At 47.4% G+C, this 20635-nt stretch carries 18 protein-coding genes; 12 read left to right on the top strand and 6 right to left on the bottom strand.

All coding sequences use genetic code 11. The features are described from left to right. Positions 1-19: 19 nt before the first annotated feature. A complete protein-coding gene (locus RIF36_RS18405) occupies positions 20-604 on the top strand; it encodes a nitroreductase family protein (protein WP_350129655.1) in 585 nt (194 codons plus the stop codon). Positions 605-609: 5 nt separating this feature from the next. Here the strand turns inward: RIF36_RS18405 and RIF36_RS18410 are convergent, their stop codons facing one another. The 3 genes from RIF36_RS18410 to RIF36_RS18420 are packed head-to-tail and all read right to left on the bottom strand — an operon-like array spanning position 610 to position 3358. Then, entirely contained in the window at positions 610-1518 is a 909-nt protein-coding gene (locus RIF36_RS18410) for a cation diffusion facilitator family transporter (RefSeq protein WP_350129657.1), read from the bottom strand. 9 nt (positions 1519-1527) lie between these two features. Beyond that, the gene (locus RIF36_RS18415; protein ID WP_350149497.1) at positions 1528-2241 is read right to left on the bottom strand and encodes a methyltransferase domain-containing protein; all 714 of its coding nucleotides are present in this window, start codon (positions 2239-2241) and stop codon (positions 1528-1530) included. Then, positions 2234-3358, bottom strand: coding sequence for a type III polyketide synthase (locus RIF36_RS18420; protein WP_350129663.1), 1125 nt, complete (start codon positions 3356-3358; stop codon positions 2234-2236). The genes RIF36_RS18415 and RIF36_RS18420 overlap by 8 nt, the downstream gene beginning before the upstream one ends. 54 nt (positions 3359-3412) lie before the next feature. Here RIF36_RS18420 and RIF36_RS18425 point away from each other — a divergent pair, with 54 nt between their 5' ends. Next, positions 3413-4279: a UbiA family prenyltransferase gene (locus RIF36_RS18425; protein ID WP_350129665.1), complete on the top strand. Its 867-nt coding sequence runs from the start codon at positions 3413-3415 to the stop codon at positions 4277-4279. On the opposite strand, the gene RIF36_RS18430 is transcribed toward RIF36_RS18425, so the two are convergent. After that, positions 4276-5391: an NAD(P)/FAD-dependent oxidoreductase gene (locus RIF36_RS18430; protein WP_350129668.1), complete on the bottom strand. Its 1116-nt coding sequence runs from the start codon at positions 5389-5391 to the stop codon at positions 4276-4278. The two genes, RIF36_RS18425 and RIF36_RS18430, sit on opposite strands and share 4 nt — an antisense overlap. A 131-nt stretch (positions 5392-5522) precedes the next feature. On the opposite strand from RIF36_RS18430, the gene RIF36_RS18435 reads away from it, so the two are divergent. The 3 genes from RIF36_RS18435 (at position 5523) to RIF36_RS18445 (ending at position 10120) form a co-directional block, all read left to right on the top strand. Then, entirely contained in the window at positions 5523-7949 is a 2427-nt protein-coding gene (locus RIF36_RS18435) for a heavy metal translocating P-type ATPase (RefSeq protein WP_350129671.1), read from the top strand. 3 nt (positions 7950-7952) lie between these two features. Then, on the top strand, positions 7953-8123 hold the full coding sequence (gene ccoS, locus RIF36_RS18440) for a cbb3-type cytochrome oxidase assembly protein CcoS (RefSeq protein WP_152001522.1): 171 nt from the start codon (positions 7953-7955) through the stop codon (positions 8121-8123). A 77-nt stretch (positions 8124-8200) separates the two neighbouring features. Then, on the top strand, positions 8201-10120 hold the full coding sequence (locus tag RIF36_RS18445; protein ID WP_350129674.1) for an LTA synthase family protein: 1920 nt from the start codon (positions 8201-8203) through the stop codon (positions 10118-10120). Here the strand turns inward: RIF36_RS18445 and RIF36_RS18450 are convergent. Beyond that, positions 10117-11361 (bottom strand): aspartyl protease family protein, encoded by a 1245-nt coding sequence (locus RIF36_RS18450; RefSeq protein ID WP_350078850.1) that lies wholly within the window; start codon positions 11359-11361, stop codon positions 10117-10119. The genes RIF36_RS18445 and RIF36_RS18450 overlap by 4 nt on opposite strands. Positions 11362-11561: 200 nt before the next feature. Here RIF36_RS18450 and ccoN point away from each other — a divergent pair, with 200 nt between their 5' ends. The 7 genes from ccoN to RIF36_RS18485 are packed head-to-tail and all read left to right on the top strand — an operon-like array spanning position 11562 to position 18059. Further along, positions 11562-13712, top strand: a complete 2151-nt coding sequence (ccoN, locus tag RIF36_RS18455) for a cytochrome-c oxidase, cbb3-type subunit I (protein WP_350078848.1) — start codon at positions 11562-11564, stop codon at positions 13710-13712. Positions 13713-13714: 2 nt separating this feature from the next. Then, positions 13715-13918: a hypothetical protein gene (locus RIF36_RS18460; protein ID WP_152001526.1), complete on the top strand. Its 204-nt coding sequence runs from the start codon at positions 13715-13717 to the stop codon at positions 13916-13918. After that, entirely contained in the window at positions 13902-14831 is a 930-nt protein-coding gene (locus tag RIF36_RS18465) for a cbb3-type cytochrome c oxidase N-terminal domain-containing protein (RefSeq protein ID WP_350129677.1), read from the top strand. The genes RIF36_RS18460 and RIF36_RS18465 overlap by 17 nt, the downstream gene beginning before the upstream one ends. Positions 14832-14860: 29 nt before the next feature. Next, positions 14861-16291 carry a cytochrome c oxidase accessory protein CcoG gene (gene ccoG, locus RIF36_RS18470; protein WP_350129680.1) on the top strand — a complete coding sequence of 477 codons (1431 nt, stop codon included), beginning with the start codon at positions 14861-14863 and terminating at the stop codon, positions 16289-16291. After that, positions 16288-16722, top strand: coding sequence for a FixH family protein (locus tag RIF36_RS18475; RefSeq protein ID WP_350129683.1), 435 nt, complete (start codon positions 16288-16290; stop codon positions 16720-16722). The genes ccoG and RIF36_RS18475 overlap by 4 nt, the downstream gene beginning before the upstream one ends. 1 nt (position 16723) lies before the next feature. Next, positions 16724-17428: a sulfite exporter TauE/SafE family protein gene (locus RIF36_RS18480; RefSeq protein ID WP_350129686.1), complete on the top strand. Its 705-nt coding sequence runs from the start codon at positions 16724-16726 to the stop codon at positions 17426-17428. Positions 17429-17480: 52 nt separating this feature from the next. Continuing rightward, positions 17481-18059: a Uma2 family endonuclease gene (locus RIF36_RS18485; RefSeq protein WP_350129689.1), complete on the top strand. Its 579-nt coding sequence runs from the start codon at positions 17481-17483 to the stop codon at positions 18057-18059. 6 nt (positions 18060-18065) lie between these two features. Here RIF36_RS18485 and RIF36_RS18490 read toward each other — a convergent pair whose 3' ends face one another. Next, positions 18066-20459, bottom strand: a complete 2394-nt coding sequence (locus tag RIF36_RS18490) for an ABC transporter permease (RefSeq protein WP_350129692.1) — start codon at positions 20457-20459, stop codon at positions 18066-18068. Positions 20460-20635 lie beyond the last annotated feature (176 nt).

Consider the following 20635-nt stretch of genomic DNA (forward strand, 5'->3'; position numbering starts at 1 on the left):
ACGGGGAAAAAGCAGCAAAATGTTCAATACAGAGGAATTCAACAGACTCATTAAGCACAGGAGATCAATTTACACAGGGCAATTTACCGGGGAGAAGGTGGACGAAGCAGTTATTCACCAAATGCTGGAAAATGCCAATTGGGCACCCACTCATGGGCTTACTGAGCCATGGCGGTTTACTGTTTTCACCGGTGACGGCATTCAAAAGCTGGCTACCTTTCAGGCTGAATTATTCAAGAAAGTAACCACTGCCCAGGGCAACTTTAACGAAGGAAAATACGAGGGGCTTAAGACCAAGCCACTAACTTCATCTTACATTATCGGCATAGGGATGAAAAGAGATGCAAAAGGAAAAATCCGTGAAATCGAGGAAGTAGAAGCGGTCGCCTGCGCTGTCGAAAACATGTACCTGACGGCTGCTGCCTATGGAGTTGGTTGTTATTGGGGCTCTGGAGGGATCACCTACATGGAAGAGGCAAAGTCTTTTTTTGGCCTTGGCGAGAATGACAAATTTCTGGGATTCCTTTTTGTTGGAGTAGCAGGTTCAAAATGGCCCGAAGGAAAACGAGGATCGGTGGAGGAGAAAACAACCTGGGTGCGATAGCCCTTTTAACAATCTTCATATTCGCATACATCCTTCGTGGTCTCCACCTCAAAGGTCTGGTGGTTGATGCCAAAAGAGGTGGCAACTTTGCGGGCGTCCCTTTTGACAGCGGCGACAACTTGAGATGAAGCGTCATCTTCCACTACCAGGTGGCACGAAAGCACATTATACTGTCCGTCCATTGTCCACACATGAATATCATGAACATCACTGACGTGGTTGACGGCCATCAACTGATCGTGGATCGCCTTCACGGACACATCGTCTGGCACAGCCTGCAGAAATATGGTGATGGTTTCGCTCAATGTGCGATATACACCAAACAAGATGAAAACTGCTATGCCTATCGACAGCAAGGGATCGATAAAATACCAATCGGTAAAATGTATGACGATGGAGCCGATCAGTACTGCCACCCAGCCAAGCACGTCTTCCAGCAGGTGCCATTTTACCACTTTTTCGTTGGCGGTTTTTCCGCCCCACATTTTCCACGCAGCAGCACCGTTGACCAGGATACCCAACACAGAAAAAATCAGCATACCAAAAGTTTGTACTGGCTCTGGGTTCCAGAAACGTGGAACTGCTTCAATGATGATAATGACAGAACCGGCAAAAAGAATGAGGCCGCTAATGGTAGCCGAAATGAGTGAGAACCGCTTGTAACCATAGCTAAAATTTTTGTCCCGTTTTTTTCTGGAAATCCGCTCAAAAATCCAGCTGAGCCCTATGGCCATGGAGTCACCCAAATCGTGAAGGGCGTCCGATAAAATAGCCATGGAATTTGTCAACAGGCCGCCAATCAACTCTAGAATGGCAAAGATCAGATTGATGAAAAAAACAGCCCGAAGCTTTCCCGAGCTGTCGTGCTCGTGATGGTGTTGATGCCCATGATGGTGTCCGTGCTGATGCGCCATGCTCAAATATCAGGCATATATGACTAATTCCCAACGGAACGCCCATTTCCATTGAATATCGTAAGATTGAATCTTGGCTTTATGGAGTATTTGCTCAAGGTCGGACTTGAGAAATGACCTGAGCACGGATAGCCGGGCATCGTATTTGACCATGGGCGAGCGGGAAAACGTTCTTGTTAACCAATCGATGGAGTGGTACGCAAACCAGTGGCGGTGCAGGTCATTGTTGATAATGCCCATGTTCACCTGCCCGATCCATTGAGAGTAGAAGGCAATGAGCTCGGACTCGGGGAAATGATGCGTGAAAAGGCTGGTGTGGATAATGTCAAATTTTAGTTTGGAAAACGACTTCGAGTAAATATCAACCTGCTCAAACCTGATTTCAGGAAAATCTTTCGTGTTCTCCCGGGCATACTCCAACACATGGGGATTCGCATCAATGCCTATCAACTCCAATTGTAGATTGTTTTTTCTACCCCAGCCAGCAAGCAGCTTCATGATATCGCCGCCTCCACAGCCAATGTCGGCGATGACTATTTTTTCCTTTCGTTTTTCAGGGTGCCGACTTAGTAGCTTTTTTAGCCCACTCAGGCTGATATTATTGCCGCCAAGTAACCTGTTGATAGTGTCGAGCTCTTTGAGAGTTTGGACAATAATGTCTCCCGAGGAGCTAAGATCATCCATCCATTCCAGTTCTTCCGAGCGGCTGGAAAAATCAGGCATTACTTCCGACATTGATTTCGAGCAGCATACTTTCGAGCGTTAGGCCAGGCCCAAAGGCGAAACTAAGCACCTTTTTCCCTTCATCTTTTTCCGACAGGCTTTGCATGACCCTTTTCAAAACGAATAACACGGTGGGTGACGACATATTGCCGAATTCACGGAGTATTTCGTAAGCCGCCCAATTTTGCGCCTTTTCTATGCCAATGGCCTCTTCGATGGATTCAAGTATTCGCTTGCCTCCCGGGTGGATGGCAAAGTAGTCCACGGCCGCTGCGGAGCCACCATGTTGTCTCAGAAGTTTTTCAGTTAGTTTTCCGATGCCACCCTTTACAATGTCGGGCACATAGGCTGAAAGCTTCATCTCGAAGCCGAAGTCGCCAATTTGCCAGGCCATGTCATTTTCTCCCGTTGTGTCGACATCACAGTGGAAGTTTGCAAAGGTGAGGTTGACTCCGTTCTTCTTTTTTCCGGATATAAGCATGGCTGCCGCCCCATCAGCGAAAAGGGCATTGGCCAGGAGGTTGTCTTCTGTTGGCTGGTTCTGAAAGTGCAATGTGCACAGCTCCACGCAAACGACAAGCACTTGTGCACCGTTGTGCGAGCGACAGATGTTGTCGGCCACTTTCATGGCATTGAATGCAGCGTAGCACCCCATGAAGTTGATGGCTGTGCGTTGCACATCACCTGTTAAACCGAGTTGTTTTAGCAACTCAAGGTCGAGCCCCGGAGCATACATACCCGTGCAGCTAACAGTAACAAGGTGCGTTACCTCGTTTTGCCAGTTTGGCGTCAGCCCGATAGCCTTCTCGAGATCGCTTACAGCTTTTTGGCAAAGAGGAAGTGCCTCCTGTCTGTACCGCTCCATTCTTGAGCTGATGGTTGGAAATGGCTCCAGGCGCTCGTTTTTGGGGTAGAAAATGAAGTCATCTACTGCCGCACCATAGTCGTCGAGCACCGAATGGCGGTATCGAATACCGGAAGCCCGATAAAGTGCCTCCAATCTTGTGGCATCTTTCCTGGTTAGCCCGTGCGCTTTAATCATAAAACCCAAAATCTCGCTTTGACTAAAGCGATGAGCGGGGGTAGCGGTGCCTATTCCGAGAATATTAGATTCCATAGATGGTATAATAAGCTAAATTTAGCCTTACTTGTTCAAACACTTGGCTATTATATGTTACAAAAGGCTACCTGGCTTCATCTTCGCATACCCTTTTCCTTCTACTTATTACCGGTATTTGTGTTTGCCTGTGCGACTGTAAAGCCTGATGGTCTTTTATTGACCGGGATTATTTTCTTAATACTTCACCTTTTCCTTTACCCTGCCAGCAATGGCTTTAACTCATATTTTGATAAAGATGAAGAAAGCATTGGTGGTTTGGAGCATCCGCCAAAAGTATCTGAGGAACTTTACTGGACGTCGCTGATCTTCGATGCCGTAGCTCTTGTCGCCGGTTTTATGATTAATTGGGCATTTGCACTGATGCTTTTTGGCTATGGACTGGCGTCGAAAGCCTACAGCCACCCGCTTACCCGCTGGAAAAAGAAGCCATTGCTTGGCTGGCTTGTTGCCGGCTTCTTTCAAGGGTATTTCACGTTTATGCTGGTAGTAGTAGGCTTGAAAGACTTTTCCCCTGAGTTATTTCTGAACGCCAAATATTTCGTACCTGCTTTTTTATCCTCTGCCTTGCTTTGGGGTTCGTATCCCATGACCCAGGTGTATCAACACGAGGAGGATGGAAGAAGAGGAGATGAGACGCTGAGCCGTAAGCTCGGTGTTTTGGGCACTTTTCATTTTACAGCCGTCTGTTTCACGGCTGCAAGCGGCGGCTTTTTCTACTATTTTTTGACGAGCTACGGAATGACCACCGCATTGGCTTTTGCAGTGGCCATGGGCCCGGTGCTCGCCTATTTTCTCTGGTGGTATGGCGGGGTGCGAAACGATAGAAAGCAGGCAAACTTTAGAAACACCATGCGGTTGAACTTCTATTCTGCCGTCAGCCTCAACCTGTTTTTTTCCTGGCTTTGGCTGTTTACTTAGAAAGGTCGGCCATGCGTTTGAGCGATAATGCGTTTGGCAAAAAATGGCAAGCCACCTACCAGCCCCACCCCAATATTGGAGGTAAAATGAGTGCCAAAGAGGTTTTGCGATTGACGGCCTATCCAAAGCCGCCTGGCAAATTGCTGCTTCCACTTCTGAGCATATTCTTTTTCAATGGCCGCCAGGTCAAAGGCATTATTCCGGCGGTGGGAAGTAATTGTTTCTGACAAAATTTTAGCCGAATGAATGGCCATGGCCATACCGTTGCCACACAAGGGAGTGATCAGTCCAGCCGAGTCGCCCGACATAAACACACCGTTCTTTGCCGTCTCTTTTTTCTCAAAAGATATTTCGTTGATCACCTGAGGGGCATCGAACAGGAAGTCGGAATTTTCGAAAAGCTCCTTCAGCCTCGGGTTTTGATAAAGCACAGCCTTTTCCATTTCTGCGATGCTTCCGAACGTTCTTAGATTTTCGGTGCGGCTCAGGTAGCAAACATTGTAAGTGTCATTTTCAACCTTACTAATGCCGCAGTATCCCCCTGGAAAATTGTGAAGGGCTATCAAATCCTTTGGGAAATCTGTTTTCACATGGTATTTCACGCCAATAAAGGGCGACCTCTTTTCCATAAAAGGCCTGTTGAACTGCTTGTCAATTTTAGACCGTTTGCCGTGCGCCCCAATCACCAGCCTGCTGCTGGCCGACTGACCATTGCCATAACTTACCACAAAGCCCTGGTTCTCTCTCGATACGTCGTCAACAGATTGATTGAGGGCAAACTGTACACCACTCTCCAGTGCCTCCTCATAAAGAAACTGATCGAATTGAAACCGGCTGATGCCAAAGCCACCCATAGAAAGGGACACTGAGGCCTGTTTGCCAGAAATGGCAGATAGGCTGAATTGTTTGATGGAGGCGGGTTCGAAATCGCCAGGATAGAGTGCATTGCGCCGCAAAAAAGGCACCACCTCATTCGAAATGTATTCTCCGCATACCCGATGAAAGGGGTAGCTTTTTTTTTCGACCAATAGCACATGTAGCCCGTTTCTGGCCAGCAGTATGCTGTTGACCAGACCGGCTAGCCCACCTCCAATGATAATAACGTCTTTCATGAGCTAGAAATATAGTTTAAAATGAACGGAGTGCCTGCTTTGTTTAACCCTTTGCAGCAAACTGACAAAAATCATTACATGAGAAAAGCAATATCATAACCTTGCAGTGTATTGTCCTCGAATTTTGGAACATGCAGACAACCCTCCCAAAGAAGCCTGTTGCAGAGAAAACTTATTGCTATCACTGTGGTGATGAGTGCCTCTTTGAGCCTATTTCGGCCCACGAAAAGCACTTTTGCTGTGAGGGCTGCAAAACAGTTTACGAGCTACTACAGGACAACGGACTTTGCGACTACTACGAACTGGAGAAAACCCCTGGGTTGAGCTTGAAGCAGCCAAAATCCAGTGAGGCCTACGAATTTCTTGACGAGGAGGTAATCAGTAAAAAACTGATTGACTTCACTGACGGCAAGACCACAAAAGTGACCTTTTATATTCCAGCAATTCACTGCAGCTCTTGCCTTTGGCTACTGGAAAACCTCCCAAGGTTGGAGAGTTCGGTGATAAGCTCCAGGGTCAACTTTGTGAAGAAGGAGCTTACGATAGCCTTTCAGCAGGACAATGTAAGCCTAAGAAAAATCGTAGAGTTACTGGCTTCTATTGGCTATGCCCCGCTCATTACACTCGAAGACGAAGCAAAAGAACAGAAGAAAGCTTCCTCACCCAACCGTAAGCTCTATGCACAACTCGGTGTAGCGGGTTTTTGCTTTGGCAATACTATGTTGCTAAGCTTTCCTGAATACCTCGGCTTCGATGGTGACGAGGATTATCTCAAACAATTTGTTGGCTATCTGAATTTCCTTTTGGCACTTCCTGTCGTGTTCTATTCTGCGCAGGACTATTTCGTTTCTGCTTTTAAGAGCCTGCGAAAGAAGTTTGTCAATATAGACGTGCCCATTTCTCTTGGTATTGCTGCCCTTTTTTTGCGGAGCACCTATGAGGTGTTTTTAGGAGGAGAGGCAGGCTATTTCGATTCGCTTGCGGGCCTGCTGTTCTTCTTGCTTATTGGCAAGTGGTTTCAGAGCAAGAGCTATGACCATCTTTCATTTGAACGAAATTATACCTCCTACTTCCCCCTGGCGGTGCTCAAGTGGGTAAACGGTGCAACCAGAAACATCCCCGTTTCTGACATTAAGAAAGGCGATATTTTGCTGATTAGAAACAAAGAACTGATACCAGCTGATGGCATTCTCATCAGCCCTTCGGCCTCGGTAGACTACAGCTTTGTTACTGGCGAAAGCGACCCTGTAAAAAGGACACAGAATGACTTGCTGTATGCCGGCGGCCGCCAGCAGGGCGCTTCTATCAAAGTGCTGATTGAAAAGGATGTGTCGCAAAGCTACCTTACCCAGCTTTGGAACCATAGCTCCTTTGTAAAGGAAAATGAGGAACAATACCAGCAGCTAATCAATGTAATTGCCAGGTATTTTACTATGGCCGTCATGGTGCTGGCCACCGGAGCGTTTATTTTTTGGTGGCAACAGTCGCCCACGATGGCGGTAAATGCATTTACAGCTGTGCTTATTGTTGCCTGCCCCTGTGCGCTGGCGCTGGCGACACCATTTACCCTTGGCAATGCGATGGTGATGATGGGCAAAGCCGGACTCTATTTAAAAAATACGCACATCATTGAGAAAATGGCGACTATCAATCGCCTGGTTTTTGACAAAACGGGCACGCTTACCTATGCAAAGGACGGGGAAGTGACATTGGGTGGGCGCTACTCGGACGACGAGCTTCAAGCCATTTTTTCGGTGGCCAGTCACTCCACCCACCCACTGAGCCGTAAACTGCACGAGCACCTTTCGGAACGCTTTGCTCAAAAGCTGCCGGTTGATAATTTTAAGGAAATTGAGAACAAAGGTATTGAAGCGGCCGTCAACGGGAAGGCGTATCGCATTGGCTCTCCGTCATTTTGCTTTGAGGAGGCCCGGGTGTCAATCACTGAGGGTAATATGGTTTATTTGGCCATTGATGGAATTACCCGGGGTCACTTTTCGATTCGCACAAAAACAAGAGGTGGACTGAAGCAAGTAATACAAAAGCTGGCAGCGAGTTTCAAAACTACGCTGCTTTCCGGCGACAGATCCACCGAACAGACGTTGATGAAGGAGGTTTTTCCCGAGGAAACACCCATGTATTTCAATCAGACACCGGAAATGAAGCTGGAATACGTGGCTACTTGTCAGGCTAGTGCTGAAAAAGTAATGATGCTGGGCGATGGCCTGAATGATGCTGGTGCCCTTCAGCAGGCCGATGTGGGCATGGCCATCAGCGAAGATGTGGCCAGCTTTTCGCCAGCCAGCGATGCTATTTTGGATGCCAAAAGCTTCGAGCGGCTTCCAACGTTTCTGTTGTTCGCCAGACGAGCCAGACAAATTATTTTTATTTGCTTTGGTGTATCATTTGCCTACAATATTGTGGGTTTAAGTTTTGCCATGACAGGCATGCTCACCCCCCTGCTGGCTGCCATTCTTATGCCTGTTAGCAGCATCAGCATAGTGGCTCTTAGTACTGTTTTAGTCCGATTGGTGGCAGGCCGCCTTAAACTCACGTAACAGATGAAAATTATTATCCTTCTTATCAGCATCAGTGTAGTTGTGGCGATCGTTTTTCTTATCGCATTTCTTTGGGCAATGAAAAGCGGCCAGTACGAAGACACTTACGGGCCATCTGTGAGAATGCTGTTCGACGACAACATCAAAAAAGACGAGAACAAAACCGAAAAATAGCCGTAAGGTAATCGTTAACTAAAAGTTACCTTTGCGCAACCAAAAGGTTAACGATAGACACTTTAGCACACGGATAAATGTTGTTTTCACCTGAGGGGAGCACCCCGGTTAAGAGTTTTCTGAACATTGGAGCCTTTGTGCTCAGAGTGCTGGGATTTTTCTTCACCCTCTTCTTTTTCGAGCGGTTGCTATTCGTTGTCTTCTATTTTCCGGAGATGTCGGGCGAAGCTGGATTCCAGGAAACGCTCCGGGCCTTCTATATGCCCTTCAGGCTTGACCTTTCTGCGGCTGCTTATTTTACCGTTATCCCCTTTTTACTAAGCCTGGGTTTTCTCTTTGTCGGGCATCAGCGGGCGAGAACCGTGCTGACTAAAGTCATCACCGTGCTGATTCTGCTATTTGCAGCCCTAACCATTCTTATTCATGTAGGTGAAACGGTTACGTACCAGGAGTGGAAGTCGAAGCTTTCTTCACGGGTCTTTGTGCACCTTGCCCACCCTACCGAGGTGGTTCGCACAGCGACTCCCGCTTACATGGTTGAGTTTGCTCTGATGGTGCTGGTATTGGGGCTTGTTGTCTGGCTGCTGTACCGCAAACTTTTGAAGAGGGCAGTTCCAGTAGCTGCGCCGGGTTCCTGGTTCCGGCGTTTTGCCATTGGCCTTCCAGCGCTTCTTTTTTATGCCTTTCTGCTTATTGTGGCTATAAGAGGGGGTTTGGGCAGGTATCCGTTAGGTATATCTAATGGCTATTTTTCTAACTACCATATTGTCAACGATGCCTCGGTTAACACCATCTGGAACTTTGGAGACAAATGGCTGCGCTACCGCAAGGGCAACCTTGATCAGTTCTTTGGTAAATATCCACAGGAGAAGGCCAACGATATTACAAGAGCCTTGCTGAATGACCACGATAGCCTGACTACAAAAGTGCTTAAAAAGGACACTTTCAATATTGTGTTTATAGTGCTCGAAAGCTGGTCGGCCCAAATGGTGGAGGCGCTTGGTGGGGTGGGTGCACCAAGTGTCTCGAAACTGGCCAGCGAAGGCATTCTTTTTGAGCGGGTATATGCGGCGTCATGGACGTCGCAAAAAGGGAACGCATCCATTTTTAGCGGATACCCGGCCCTGCCTCGCAGCCCCATCAATCAGCAGGATGAGAAAATACGCAGCCTGCCTTCTTTGCCCCGGAGCCTCGGTGACTACAATTCGGAATACCACTATGGTGGCGACCTCGATTTTGGAAATATCGGGGGATATCTGGTGAATGCCGGGTTTAACAAGTTGTTCGACGAAGACTCGCTTAGCACATTGCAGCCACGGGGCCGACTGGGGGCACACGATGAAGCTACCCTGCCTTATTTTTACGATCAATTGGAGCGAGCTGGCAAAGGAGATGAGCCTTTCTTCTATTCACTCTTTACACTAAGCAGTCATTCACCTTACGACATACCCGGATTGACCGACTGGCCAACCGGTGGGGAGTGGGCGGCCTATGCTGCTACAATTGCGTATGCCGACGAGCATTTGGGTAAGTTTTTTAAAAAGGTCAGGCATTCGCCTATTTACGACAAGACCTTGTTTGTGTTGATAGCAGATCATGGTCGCACCAACGAATACAACCCCTTTCCTTACAATGATAAGATGTACCACATTCCCATGATTTGGTGGGGAGGAGTGATCAAAGAGGAGTTTCGGGGAGCCAAAGTGGATAAAATAGGTTCTCAATATGACCTTGCCAAAACGCTATTAAACCAAATAGATCGTGAAGTTTCCGGCTATCGGTTCAGTAAGGATTTGCTCAACAAAGGGTCGGCGGGCTTTGCTATGTACGAGCACCACAACGGCTATGGTTGGGTGGACGCCAATGGCTATTTCGCTTTCGACTTCGACAGGAACAAAGTGGTAGAAAGTGAATTTACTGACGAGTCTGCTTTTGCTACCGCCTACGAAAATAGCAGAGCCTTCATAACGGCGGTGTACAGGGACTTTCTTTTCTAGATCATTCGTTCCAGGCGGAAAGTGACCTTTACCTCTTCTGCGTTTCGCAGCAGCCTCAGCGTAACTTTTTTCCCTTTTTTAAGCCGCATGAGCGTGGTAAGAAAGTTGAGGCTTGTATTGGTTATAGTCAGGCCGTTCACCGTTTTGATAATATCGCCTTCCATCACACCTGCTCTTTTCGCTGGCGAGTTTTCCCTCACATTAACGACCCTGATGCGATTGAGCTCTGTGCCATGCGCCACCACTTCCAGCCCGCTCATATCGTACTCAAACTTCTTTTGGTACTCAACGCTTTTTGAGAGATAAAGCGTTTGACTGAAGTAGTCGTAAATGTGATTGAACCTGCTGAGGATTTCACCTCCTACGGTGCCATTTCTACGCTCAGCTTCTTCCGGAACGAGGCCATACGAACCTTCATTTGGGTAGGAAGCGATCACCTGGTCAAAGCTGTATTTACCAATCTTCACCTTGTCGACCCTGGCCACTACGCCTTCTATATCGCCACCAAGGCCTTTGCCCAGGCTCGCCTCAAGGTTCTTTTCTGGCAGATGAATCAGCGAACTGGTGCTCTGATCAAGTAAAATTGCGTGACTGGCGCCGCTATCAACCATCAGGGCCACATTCATTTTGGTTCCATTTTTTTGAGTGATTTCGGCAGCCATATAGGGCTTGGTACCACGAACAATGAGTGGCACTTTTTCATAGTATTTTTTTGGGTTGAAAAAATTAGGCTCGTAGAATTTTACCACCTTCTTGTCATAATTGACTTCGATGATAAACCGGCTGAACAGCTCATACCCGATGATGCCGAATACCTCGGTGCCAAGCTGATTGCTTAGGTTGAGGTAGTCCTGATCAAGCACCAGCATGGAGATGCCTTGTCCTTCAATGCCGGGGAGCTTAAGCTGCACATTTTTGGCCACGTGCGCCAAAATGCTGTCCGCTTGCCCCGGAGCAGTAAAGGTGATGGTGCGGTCGTAAGTAAGGTTGAGGAGAGAGGCGACAAGGGGCTCCGTCAGAATACAGTTTTGAACACCGCTGTCGAGAATGAACTTGACAGTAATCCTGCCATTGATAGTTACCGGGATAATAATCAGGTTATTATATCGCTCAAAAGGAAACTCGATCACCTTGGCACCTGTGCTCATTCTAAAGCCTAAAAACTGAGCACGGGCTTGTGATGAAAGTAGAAGCAGCAAACAAACACACAGGATGCGAGAAAAAGCTTTTCTCTCTATCATTTTCAACCAGTTCGTCAAGTAGGGTAGTGGTTTAACGTAATGTAAACATTTCTGTTTTTCTATACACCTATTGGGCCAAGTCTTATTTACTCACGGGCAATTATGACAAATGTCAGTTTTGCCGGGAAGAATAGTCATTCATCCCCCGGCGCATGGCAAATAGCTTTGTCTCTGTTTCCATTTGCTAACCCTCTATAAATATGGAATTAGAAAAATTTAGCTACGACAACAAAATAGTAAAGTACTTTGCTATTGCCACAGTTGTCTTTGGTATCGTGGGTATGCTTGTAGGTCTTACTGCGGCCATTCAGCTTTTTTACCCGATATTCAATTTTGACCTGCAGTACACCACATTTGGTAGAATCAGGCCGCTGCACACCAATGCGGTGATTTTTGCATTTGTGGGCAACGCTATGTTTGCCGGTGTGTATTACTCCTTGCAACGGCTGCTAAAAGCCAGAATGCTGAGCGACGCCTTAAGCTGGATTCACTTCTGGGGCTGGCAACTCATTATTGTGGCTGCGGCCATCACATTGCCGCTTGGTTTCACGTCCTCTAAGGAGTATGCCGAGCTGGAATGGCCGATCGACATTGCCATCGCCCTCATTTGGGTCGTTTTCGGCATCAATATGATAGGCACCATCCTCAAGAGGCGGGAGAGGCACATGTATGTGGCCATCTGGTTTTACATTGCCACATTCGTCACCGTTGCTGTGCTTCACATTTTCAACTCGTTTGCATGGCCGGTAAGCCTGTTCAAAAGCTATTCAGCCTTTGCTGGTGTGCAGGATGCACTGGTTCAGTGGTGGTATGGTCACAACGCCGTGGCTTTTTTCCTTACCACACCCTTCCTTGGCTTGATGTACTATTACCTGCCCAAGGCGGCTAACAGACCAGTTTACTCTTATAAGCTGTCTATTATTCACTTCTGGTCTTTGATATTTATTTACATCTGGGCAGGCCCTCACCACTTGCTCTATACCTCTTTGCCCAATTGGGCTCAGTCACTCGGTGTTGTCTTCTCCATCATGCTCCTGGCTCCTTCGTGGGGTGGTATGCTCAATGGCCTGCTAACGCTTCGTGGTGCCTGGGACAGGGTGCGTGAAGATGCAGTATTGAAATTTATGGTGGTGGCAGTTACCGCCTACGGTATGTCAACATTCGAGGGGCCTATGCTTTCACTGAAAAATGTGAATGCCATTGCTCACTTCACCGACTGGATCATTGCCCACGTGCACATAGGTGGCCTGGGCTGGAATGGCTTCCTTACTTTCGGCATGCTCTACTGGATGATCCCACGGATTTATGGGACAAAGCTTTTCTCCGATAAGCTCGCCAATTTCCATTTCTGGATTGGCACCCTTGGTATCATTTTCTATGCCTTGCCACTCTATTGGGCAGGCATCACCCAAAGCTTGATGTGGAAACAATTCACAGAAGACGGTTTCTTGCAGTATCCTAACTTCCTTGAAACTGTCACTCAGATTGTGCCCATGTACATGTTGAGGGCTGTTGGTGGCTTGCTTTACATCATTGGAGTGCTGGTAATGGCTTATAACCTAGTGAAAACAGCCTATGCTGGTAAGCTGATTGCCAATGAGCCAGCGGAAGCACCAGCGCTTGAGAAAAGGGAAATTGTTGGGGGACATTGGCACGCCGTATTGGAGCGCAAGCCGATTATTTTTACCAGTCTGGCACTTGTTGCCATTTTAATCGGCGGGGTGATTGAGTTTGTGCCGGCATTTTTGATCAAATCCAATGTGCCCACTATCGCCAGCGTGAAACCTTACACACCATTGGAATTGCACGGCCGAGATATTTATATCCGGGAGGGTTGTAATACCTGCCATTCTCAAATGGTGCGCCCATTCAGGGAGGAAACGGAGCGCTATGGAGAATATTCTAAGGCAGGAGAGTTTGTGTATGACCATCCATTCCTGTGGGGCTCTAAACGTACCGGGCCCGATTTGCACCGGGTAGGCGCCAAGTACCCCGATTCATGGCACTTCAATCACATGCTTGACCCCACATCCATGTCGCCCGGCTCTATTATGCCTCCCTATCCCTGGTTGTTTGAACAACAGGTAGATGCCGACTTAACTCCGGCCATGATCAGTGCTTTGCGCCATGTAGGGGTACCTTACGAGGAGGGGTTTGAGGATCAGGCCAATGCGTTGATGAGTAAGCAAGCCGCATTGATAGCCACAAACCTGAAGAAGGATGGCATAGAGATCGCTCCGGAGGCAGAAATCATCGCACTCATCGCCTATTTGCAACGCCTGGGCACTGACATCAAAGTGAAGGGAGTTGCCAATCAAAATGTATCGTCAACCCAAGAAGGAGGAAACTAGCCATGTATAAGGAAGTATTAAGATCAATCACGGGCATAGAGATTTGGCCGCTTGTTTCACTGGCCATCTTCTTCGCCTTCTTTGTTGGGTTATTGCTTTGGGTCTGGTTGGCAGACAAAGACTATATAGATGAAATGAGCCACCTCCCTATGGATAGCGATCAAAGTTCCACCCCTAACCAGTTGAATCATGACACACTTAAATAGACTTTTGGCCTTGCTAAAGAAAAAGCCGAAAACGTGGTTAACGCTTTTTGGATTGCTGGCACCTGCGGTTGGCTTTGGCCAGGATGCAAGTGCTTCATCAGCCACCTCCGATAGCCCTGAATTGTTGCTCTATACAGCCATGGCGCTTGTGGTCATTGTGGCCGTGCTTGTACTGGTTGTGGCGCTATATACCCTCACCATTATCAAAGTGATAATCAGGAAGGAAAAAGTGAGCGAGTTAGCTGACCAGGGTTTAACGTATAAAGAGGGTCCCGGCTTTTGGGCAAGGTTTAATCAAAAAATGACGGATGCAGTGCCACTTGAAAAAGAGGACGCCGTATTGCTCGATCATAACTACGATGGCATCAGAGAGCTCGATAATCACCTGCCGCCATGGTGGAAGTACATGTTTTATTTATCGGTAGTTTTTGCAGTGGTTTATATGCTTGCCTACCATGTTTTTGACACACTTCCCCTACAGGAGGAGGAATATCAAAACGAATTAGCGGTGGCCAGTGAGGAGGCTGAGGCCAGAAAGCTACTCGCTGTAAACGAGCTGGATGAGAACAGTGTTGAAATAACCACGGTAGAGGCAGAATTAGCCAACGGCAAGGATATCTTTGAAAAAAGCTGCGCCGTGTGCCACGCTGCCGACGGCGGCGGCGGCGTTGGGCCTAACCTGACCGATGTTTACTGGATTCATGGGGGATCAATTGGCGATGTATTCAAAACCATCAAGTACGGTGTGCCGCAGAAGGGTATGATCGCCTGGCAGGCTACTTTGAAACCAACAGACATCAGAGACGTGGCGAGTTATATACTGACTATGCAAGGCACTACGCCGGCAAGCCCCAAAGAGCCCCAGGGAGATCCTTATGAGCCGGGAGCCGCAGGGCAGGAATCTGGAAACTAGAGCCAAGACGTAAGTATCCCAAAAAAGCGATGGAAGATTTATATGAATATGATGAACTGTACCGTGACACGATTGCCACTGTAGACGAACAGGGCAAGCGAGTGTGGATTAATCCTAAAAAGCCCAAAGGGAGGTACCACACTTACAGGATAGCAGTAACAGTGCTTTTGTTAGGTTTATTATTTGGCGCTCCCTTCCTTTCGTGGAAGGGGCACCCAATGTTTCTTTTCAATATTTTCGAGCGCAAGTTTATTCTATTCGGCACGGTATTCTGGCCTCAGGATTTCATCATTTTTGGAATAGGCATGATCGCCTTCTTTGTGTTTGTGATTCTTTTTACCGTTGTATTCGGCCGTATTTGGTGTGGCTGGATGTGCCCTCAGACTATCTTCATGGAGATGGTCTTTCGGAAAATTGAGTACTGGATTGAGGGAGATGCCAATCAGCAGCGTAAACTGGCCAGACAAGACTGGAATTTTGAAAAGATTTGGAAGAAGGGCCTCAAGCTGTCCATCTTTTTGGGGATTTCGGCCCTTATCGCCCATACCCTTATGGCCTATCTGATTGGGATTGACGAGGTGATTACGATTGTATCGCAGCCGCCCACTGCGCATATGGCGGGTTTTATTGGGCTTATTGCATTTACAGGCATCTTCTTTTGGGTTTTTGCCTATTTCAGAGAGCAAGCTTGCATTGCCGTTTGCCCTTATGGCCGTTTGCAGGGCGTGCTTCTCGACAAAGAGTCAATCGTTGTGGCCTACAACTGGTTGCGGGGCGAACCCAGAGGAAAAATAAAGAAAGAAGTAACCGGAGCGAAAGCTGAGCCGCCTAAGGGCGATTGCATCGACTGCAAACTTTGTGTGCACGTGTGCCCGACAGGAATCGATATCAGAAACGGCACGCAGCTGGAGTGCGTCAACTGCACAGCCTGTATTGACGCTTGCGATGAGGTGATGACTAAAGTTGACCGCCCAACGGGCCTCATTGGTTACTACAGTCACAGCATGGTCAGTGAGGGGAAGAAGTTTTCTTTCAACACCAGGATAGCTGCTTACACCGCAGTCCTTGTGGGAATTTTGGGGCTATTGGCCTTTCTGCTTACCACCCGAACAGACGTGGAAGCTACCATGCTGCGTGTTCCGGGAATGCTGTATCAGGAGAAGGAAAACGGAATGATCTCCAATCTTTACAATATTCAGTTTGTGAACAAAACCTATGAGGATATTCACATAGAAGTGAAGCTGAAAGACGCCAACGGAGGCACGATTGACCGGGTAGGGGGCGAAGGCCTGGTGATACCGGCAGCCAGCAACCTGGAGTCCGTTTACTTTATTGACCTGCCACGAGAGAATGTGACCGAAACCAGTAATAAGCTGGTGATACAACTCTATAGAGACGGAGAGTTGCTTGATGAGATAAAGACAAACTTTCTAGGGCCCTTTAAACAGAAAAAGCCATGAACTTCGGAAGCTGGATTACAGTAGCCTTTGTACTATTTGCAGGTCTTATTATCAGCCTTGTGGTGGTTTGTGTGCGGCAGGATGTGTCGCTGGTGTCAACCGACTACTACCAGCAGGAAATCAAGTACCAATCGAGGATCGATGACATAGCTAATGCACAGGAATCATCGACAAAAGTTGAAGTAACCCGCACGCCAGGTGAGAACCGGCTGGAGCTTTCGTTCGGCGAGCAAGGTATGGCTTTGACTGGCGAAGTCGTTATGTTTCGTCCATCTGATGCCAAACTTGATAAGAAGTTTTTGCTGAAGCTGGACGATACAGGAAGTTTTCAAATGGACACCTCTCAGCTAAAAAAGGGACTTTGGAAAATGAAAATTTCCTGGCAACAAGGAGGACAGACTTTCTTTGAAGAGAAAACTATAGTGATCTGATATGCCGCTCTGGTCAGCTTTTGTGCTCGGGTTATTGGGCAGCCTACACTGTGCAGGCATGTGTGGCCCACTGGTTTTTGCCCTTCACAAAGGAGGTAGCGGCTATGGAAAAATCACCTACCACACGGGTAGAATTCTTACCTACGCTTTGTTGGGCCTTATTCTGGGTGGTCTTGGCTTTGCCTCCCAACTTGCAGGTTTGCAAAAGTGGTTTTCTGTCCTGATTGGCGTTGGCCTGCTTGCTTCAGTGATATTTCCCCTGATTTCTTCCCGGTTTCACAGTCACTACCTTAGTGCTAAAACCAGCGGATGGCTATCAGGTGGTGTAAGAAAATGGATGGGTAGGGCTGTGGCCTCCCATAGTCCGTTTCGCCAACTTTGGCTTGGCGGATTGAACGGCCTGCTGCCTTGCGGCATGGTCTACATTGCCATAGCCGGTTCATTGTCCATGGCCGACTATTTTCAAAGTAGCTTATACATGATCTTCTTTGGTCTGGGCACCTGGCCCATGTTGTTGGCTATTTCCTATGGCAGTGGGTTAGCCAATCATCTCAGCTGGCTGAACATAAGAAGGCTGGCTCCCATTTTTATTGCGTGTCTTGGGCTGTTGCTCATTTGGCGTGGGCTCAATCTTCACATTGAATATATCCCAGGGGCACCTGGCAGCAGTCCTTTTGCTGGAATTACAATCTGTACGACTCCCTGATACTTCTACAAGCATATCTGCAGATTTGCTATCTTAGAATAAAAGGCAAGAAATGGACTCTTTCGAACTCAAATTTCCGGATAAAGTACTTGACTCCTTTACTGAGGAGGAGTTTTATCTGTTTTGCCATCAAAACAGAGACTTGAGGTTTGAGCGAACTTTCGATAAAAGAATTATCATTATGACACCAGGCGGGGGTTTAATTGGTAATAAGGGAATGCGCATCGGTGCGAGGCTTGATGCGTGGAATGAGCAAACCAACCTTGGATATACATTTGATTCGTCTACCGGATTCACGCTGCCAAACGCAGCCATTCGATCCCCCGATGCATCATGGGTTGCAAAAGCCAGATGGGAGGCACTTTCACTTGCAGAGCAAGAAAGGTTTCCACCAATTTGTCCCGACTTTATCATTGAACTGATGCCTCCTTCTGATCGGCTTTCCGAGTTACACAAGAAAATGGAAGAGTATCAAAGCAATGGTTGTCGTCTTGGCTGGTTAATCGACTCTGGAAAGAGGATGACATACATTTATCGCTCTGAAGGAATGATTGAAACTCCATTCAACAAGGTTCTTGATGGCGAAATGGTGCTGCCAGGCTTCAGTCTGAATCTGACAAAGATATTTTAATGAACCTCACTGGTCTTTCAATGAGGCCACAGGATTACCTGTAGCTGCTACCAGGCTGTGGTAACCGACTGTGAGCAGCGTGACAATCAGAATGAGGCCAGCCGAAGAAATAAAAGTAATTGGGCTGGGACTGATCCTGAACTCAAACTCTTGCAGCCAGTTGCTCATGGCATAGTAGGCGATAGGGAAGGCGATCAAAATAGAAACGCCAACCAGCTTCAAAAAGTCCTTCGAAATCAGTAGCATGATGCTGGAAACTGAGGCGCCGATCACTTTTCTCAGACCGATTTCCTTTTTCCTTTGCTCTGCCGTGTACGAAGCAAGGCCAAACAAGCCCATGCAGGCAATAACAATGGTGAAAATGGAGAACGTGGCAAAAACCTGGCCTTTCGACTCATCTGCATGGTATTTCTCATAGAAGTCCTGCTCAAGAAAGGAATACTGTAGTGGTCTGTTGGTAATAATATCTTTCCAAGTTTTGTCGATAAAGCTTAACACATCGCCAGTGTTGGCCGTGTTAATCCTCACCAGCAAAATACCGTTTTGGATACTGTTGTGAATAATCATGGGCATGATAGGCTCCTGAAGAGCTCTCTGGTGAAAGTTCTTAATAACGCCTACCACTTTTACTTCCCGGGTTTGCAGGCCGTCACCAGTCATTACCTTGAACCGCTTTCCGATAGGCTCCGTCCAGCCCATTTCCCTGGCCAGCTCCTGGTTCACTATCACAGCGTTGGAAGTATCGCTCTTTGTACCTTCGGAAAAATTGCGCCCCTCTACCACTTCTATTTCAAGCGTTGGGAGGTAGCCAGCATCCACCTGACAGCTCATAAACCCCTTTTCCGTAAAACCACCCTGTTCCATTTCCACAAATATACCGTTCAGGTTGAAGTCACCTCCGGGAGTGGCCCATCCGGAGCCTACACTGTAAATATCCGGATTAGTCAAAAGCGACTGTTTTAGCACGTCAAGTTTTTTGCGTGCCTCCTGCCCTTCCAGCGGAATACGGATGACCTGATCCTTGTTGAAGCCGAGATTCTTTTCTTTCATAAAGTTGAGCTGGTCGTACACCACCCAGGTACATATCACCATAATGATCGAAATGGAAAATTGGAATACCACCAGCGTTTTCCTTAGTGCCGGATTCCCCGATTTAGAGGAGACCCTGCCCTTTAGCACTTGCGCCGACTGGAACCTGGACAGGTAGAAAGCCGGGTAGCTTCCCGACACCAAACCTAAAAACACCAAAACCCCACTCAAAGCAAGCAAAATAACTGGATCCTTATAGAACTCCCGGGTGATTGCCTTGTCAGCCAGTTCATTGAAATAGGGAAGAAGGAAGAATGCCAAAACCACGCTTAACACAACGGATAAAAGTGTCACCACCATGGCCTCCACAGTGAATTGGATCATGAGCTGCTTGCGATAGGAGCCAAGCACTTTCCTGATGCCCACTTCTTTGGCCCGCATGGTGCCACGTGCAGTGGCCAGGTTCATATAGTTAATGGAGGCAATAAGCAGTATGAATACAGCGACGATGGAGAAAACATATATATAGGTGATGTCTCCGGCGGGCTCAATTTGCCCTTCATTTTTAGAATAAAGGTGAATACTGGCCAGCGATTCAAGGTAAAAGTCGGCTTTTGCATTGAACTGGCGGAAGAGGTCACCGGTATACTTTTCCATAAACACCGGGGATCGGGCTTCCAGCACTTTTGGGTTAGTGCCAGGAGCAAGCAGAAGGTATACCCAGTCGTTGATGTTGCCCCACGCAGAAGGGCCTTGTACTGGCAAGCTGCTATAGGAGATAAGTGCCCTGGGCTGAAAGTGTGAGTTGGTCGGCACATCTTTCATCACACCGGTAACAATTCTTTGCCACTCTTCAGACCCTGTTTTGATCACCTTGCCTATTGGCTCATCGTCGCCAAAATATTTTTTTGCGACACTTTCAGTCAGCACAATGGAATTGGGCTCAACTAGTGCCTTTTTTGGATCCCCTTTAAGTAGTTGAAAACTAAAAATGGAGAAGAAAGAAGAATCGGCGAAATAGAATTTTTCTTCATAAAACTGCTGGGCGTCTTTGGTTACTAGCTCTCTTCCGGGGTAGTTGATCCGAACAAAATTTTCTACTTCGGGAAAATCTGTCTTCATGGTAGGCCCAATGGGTGACATGGCCTGGCAAATATCCACTTTGGTATCTTGAATAGAGGCGTGCATGCCTACACGATATATTTGATCGGTGTTTTTGTGGAAGGCATCGAAGCTCAGCTCATCTTTGATATAGAGCAAAAGAAACAGGCTGGAAAGCACGCCAGCCGTTAAACCAAAAATATTGATGAAGCTATAAAAGCCCTGGCGGCGCAAATTTCTGATGGCGACAATTATATAACTTCTGAGCATAAAGAGAAGATTTATGCAAAACCAGCCGCAAGTTACGTACCTGTTTGTCTATGTGTCTGATTAACAGTAGATTATAAAAATACTCAATTAGGAGTATTGTTTAATTGTACGCTAATGAGTCAATTAGCTGTTCGACAGTGTACACATTTTGCCTCTTGGTCAAAGTTTGATGACTT

Source organism: Imperialibacter sp. (genome assembly GCF_040222815.1).
GTDB lineage: Bacteria > Bacteroidota > Bacteroidia > Cytophagales > Cyclobacteriaceae > Imperialibacter.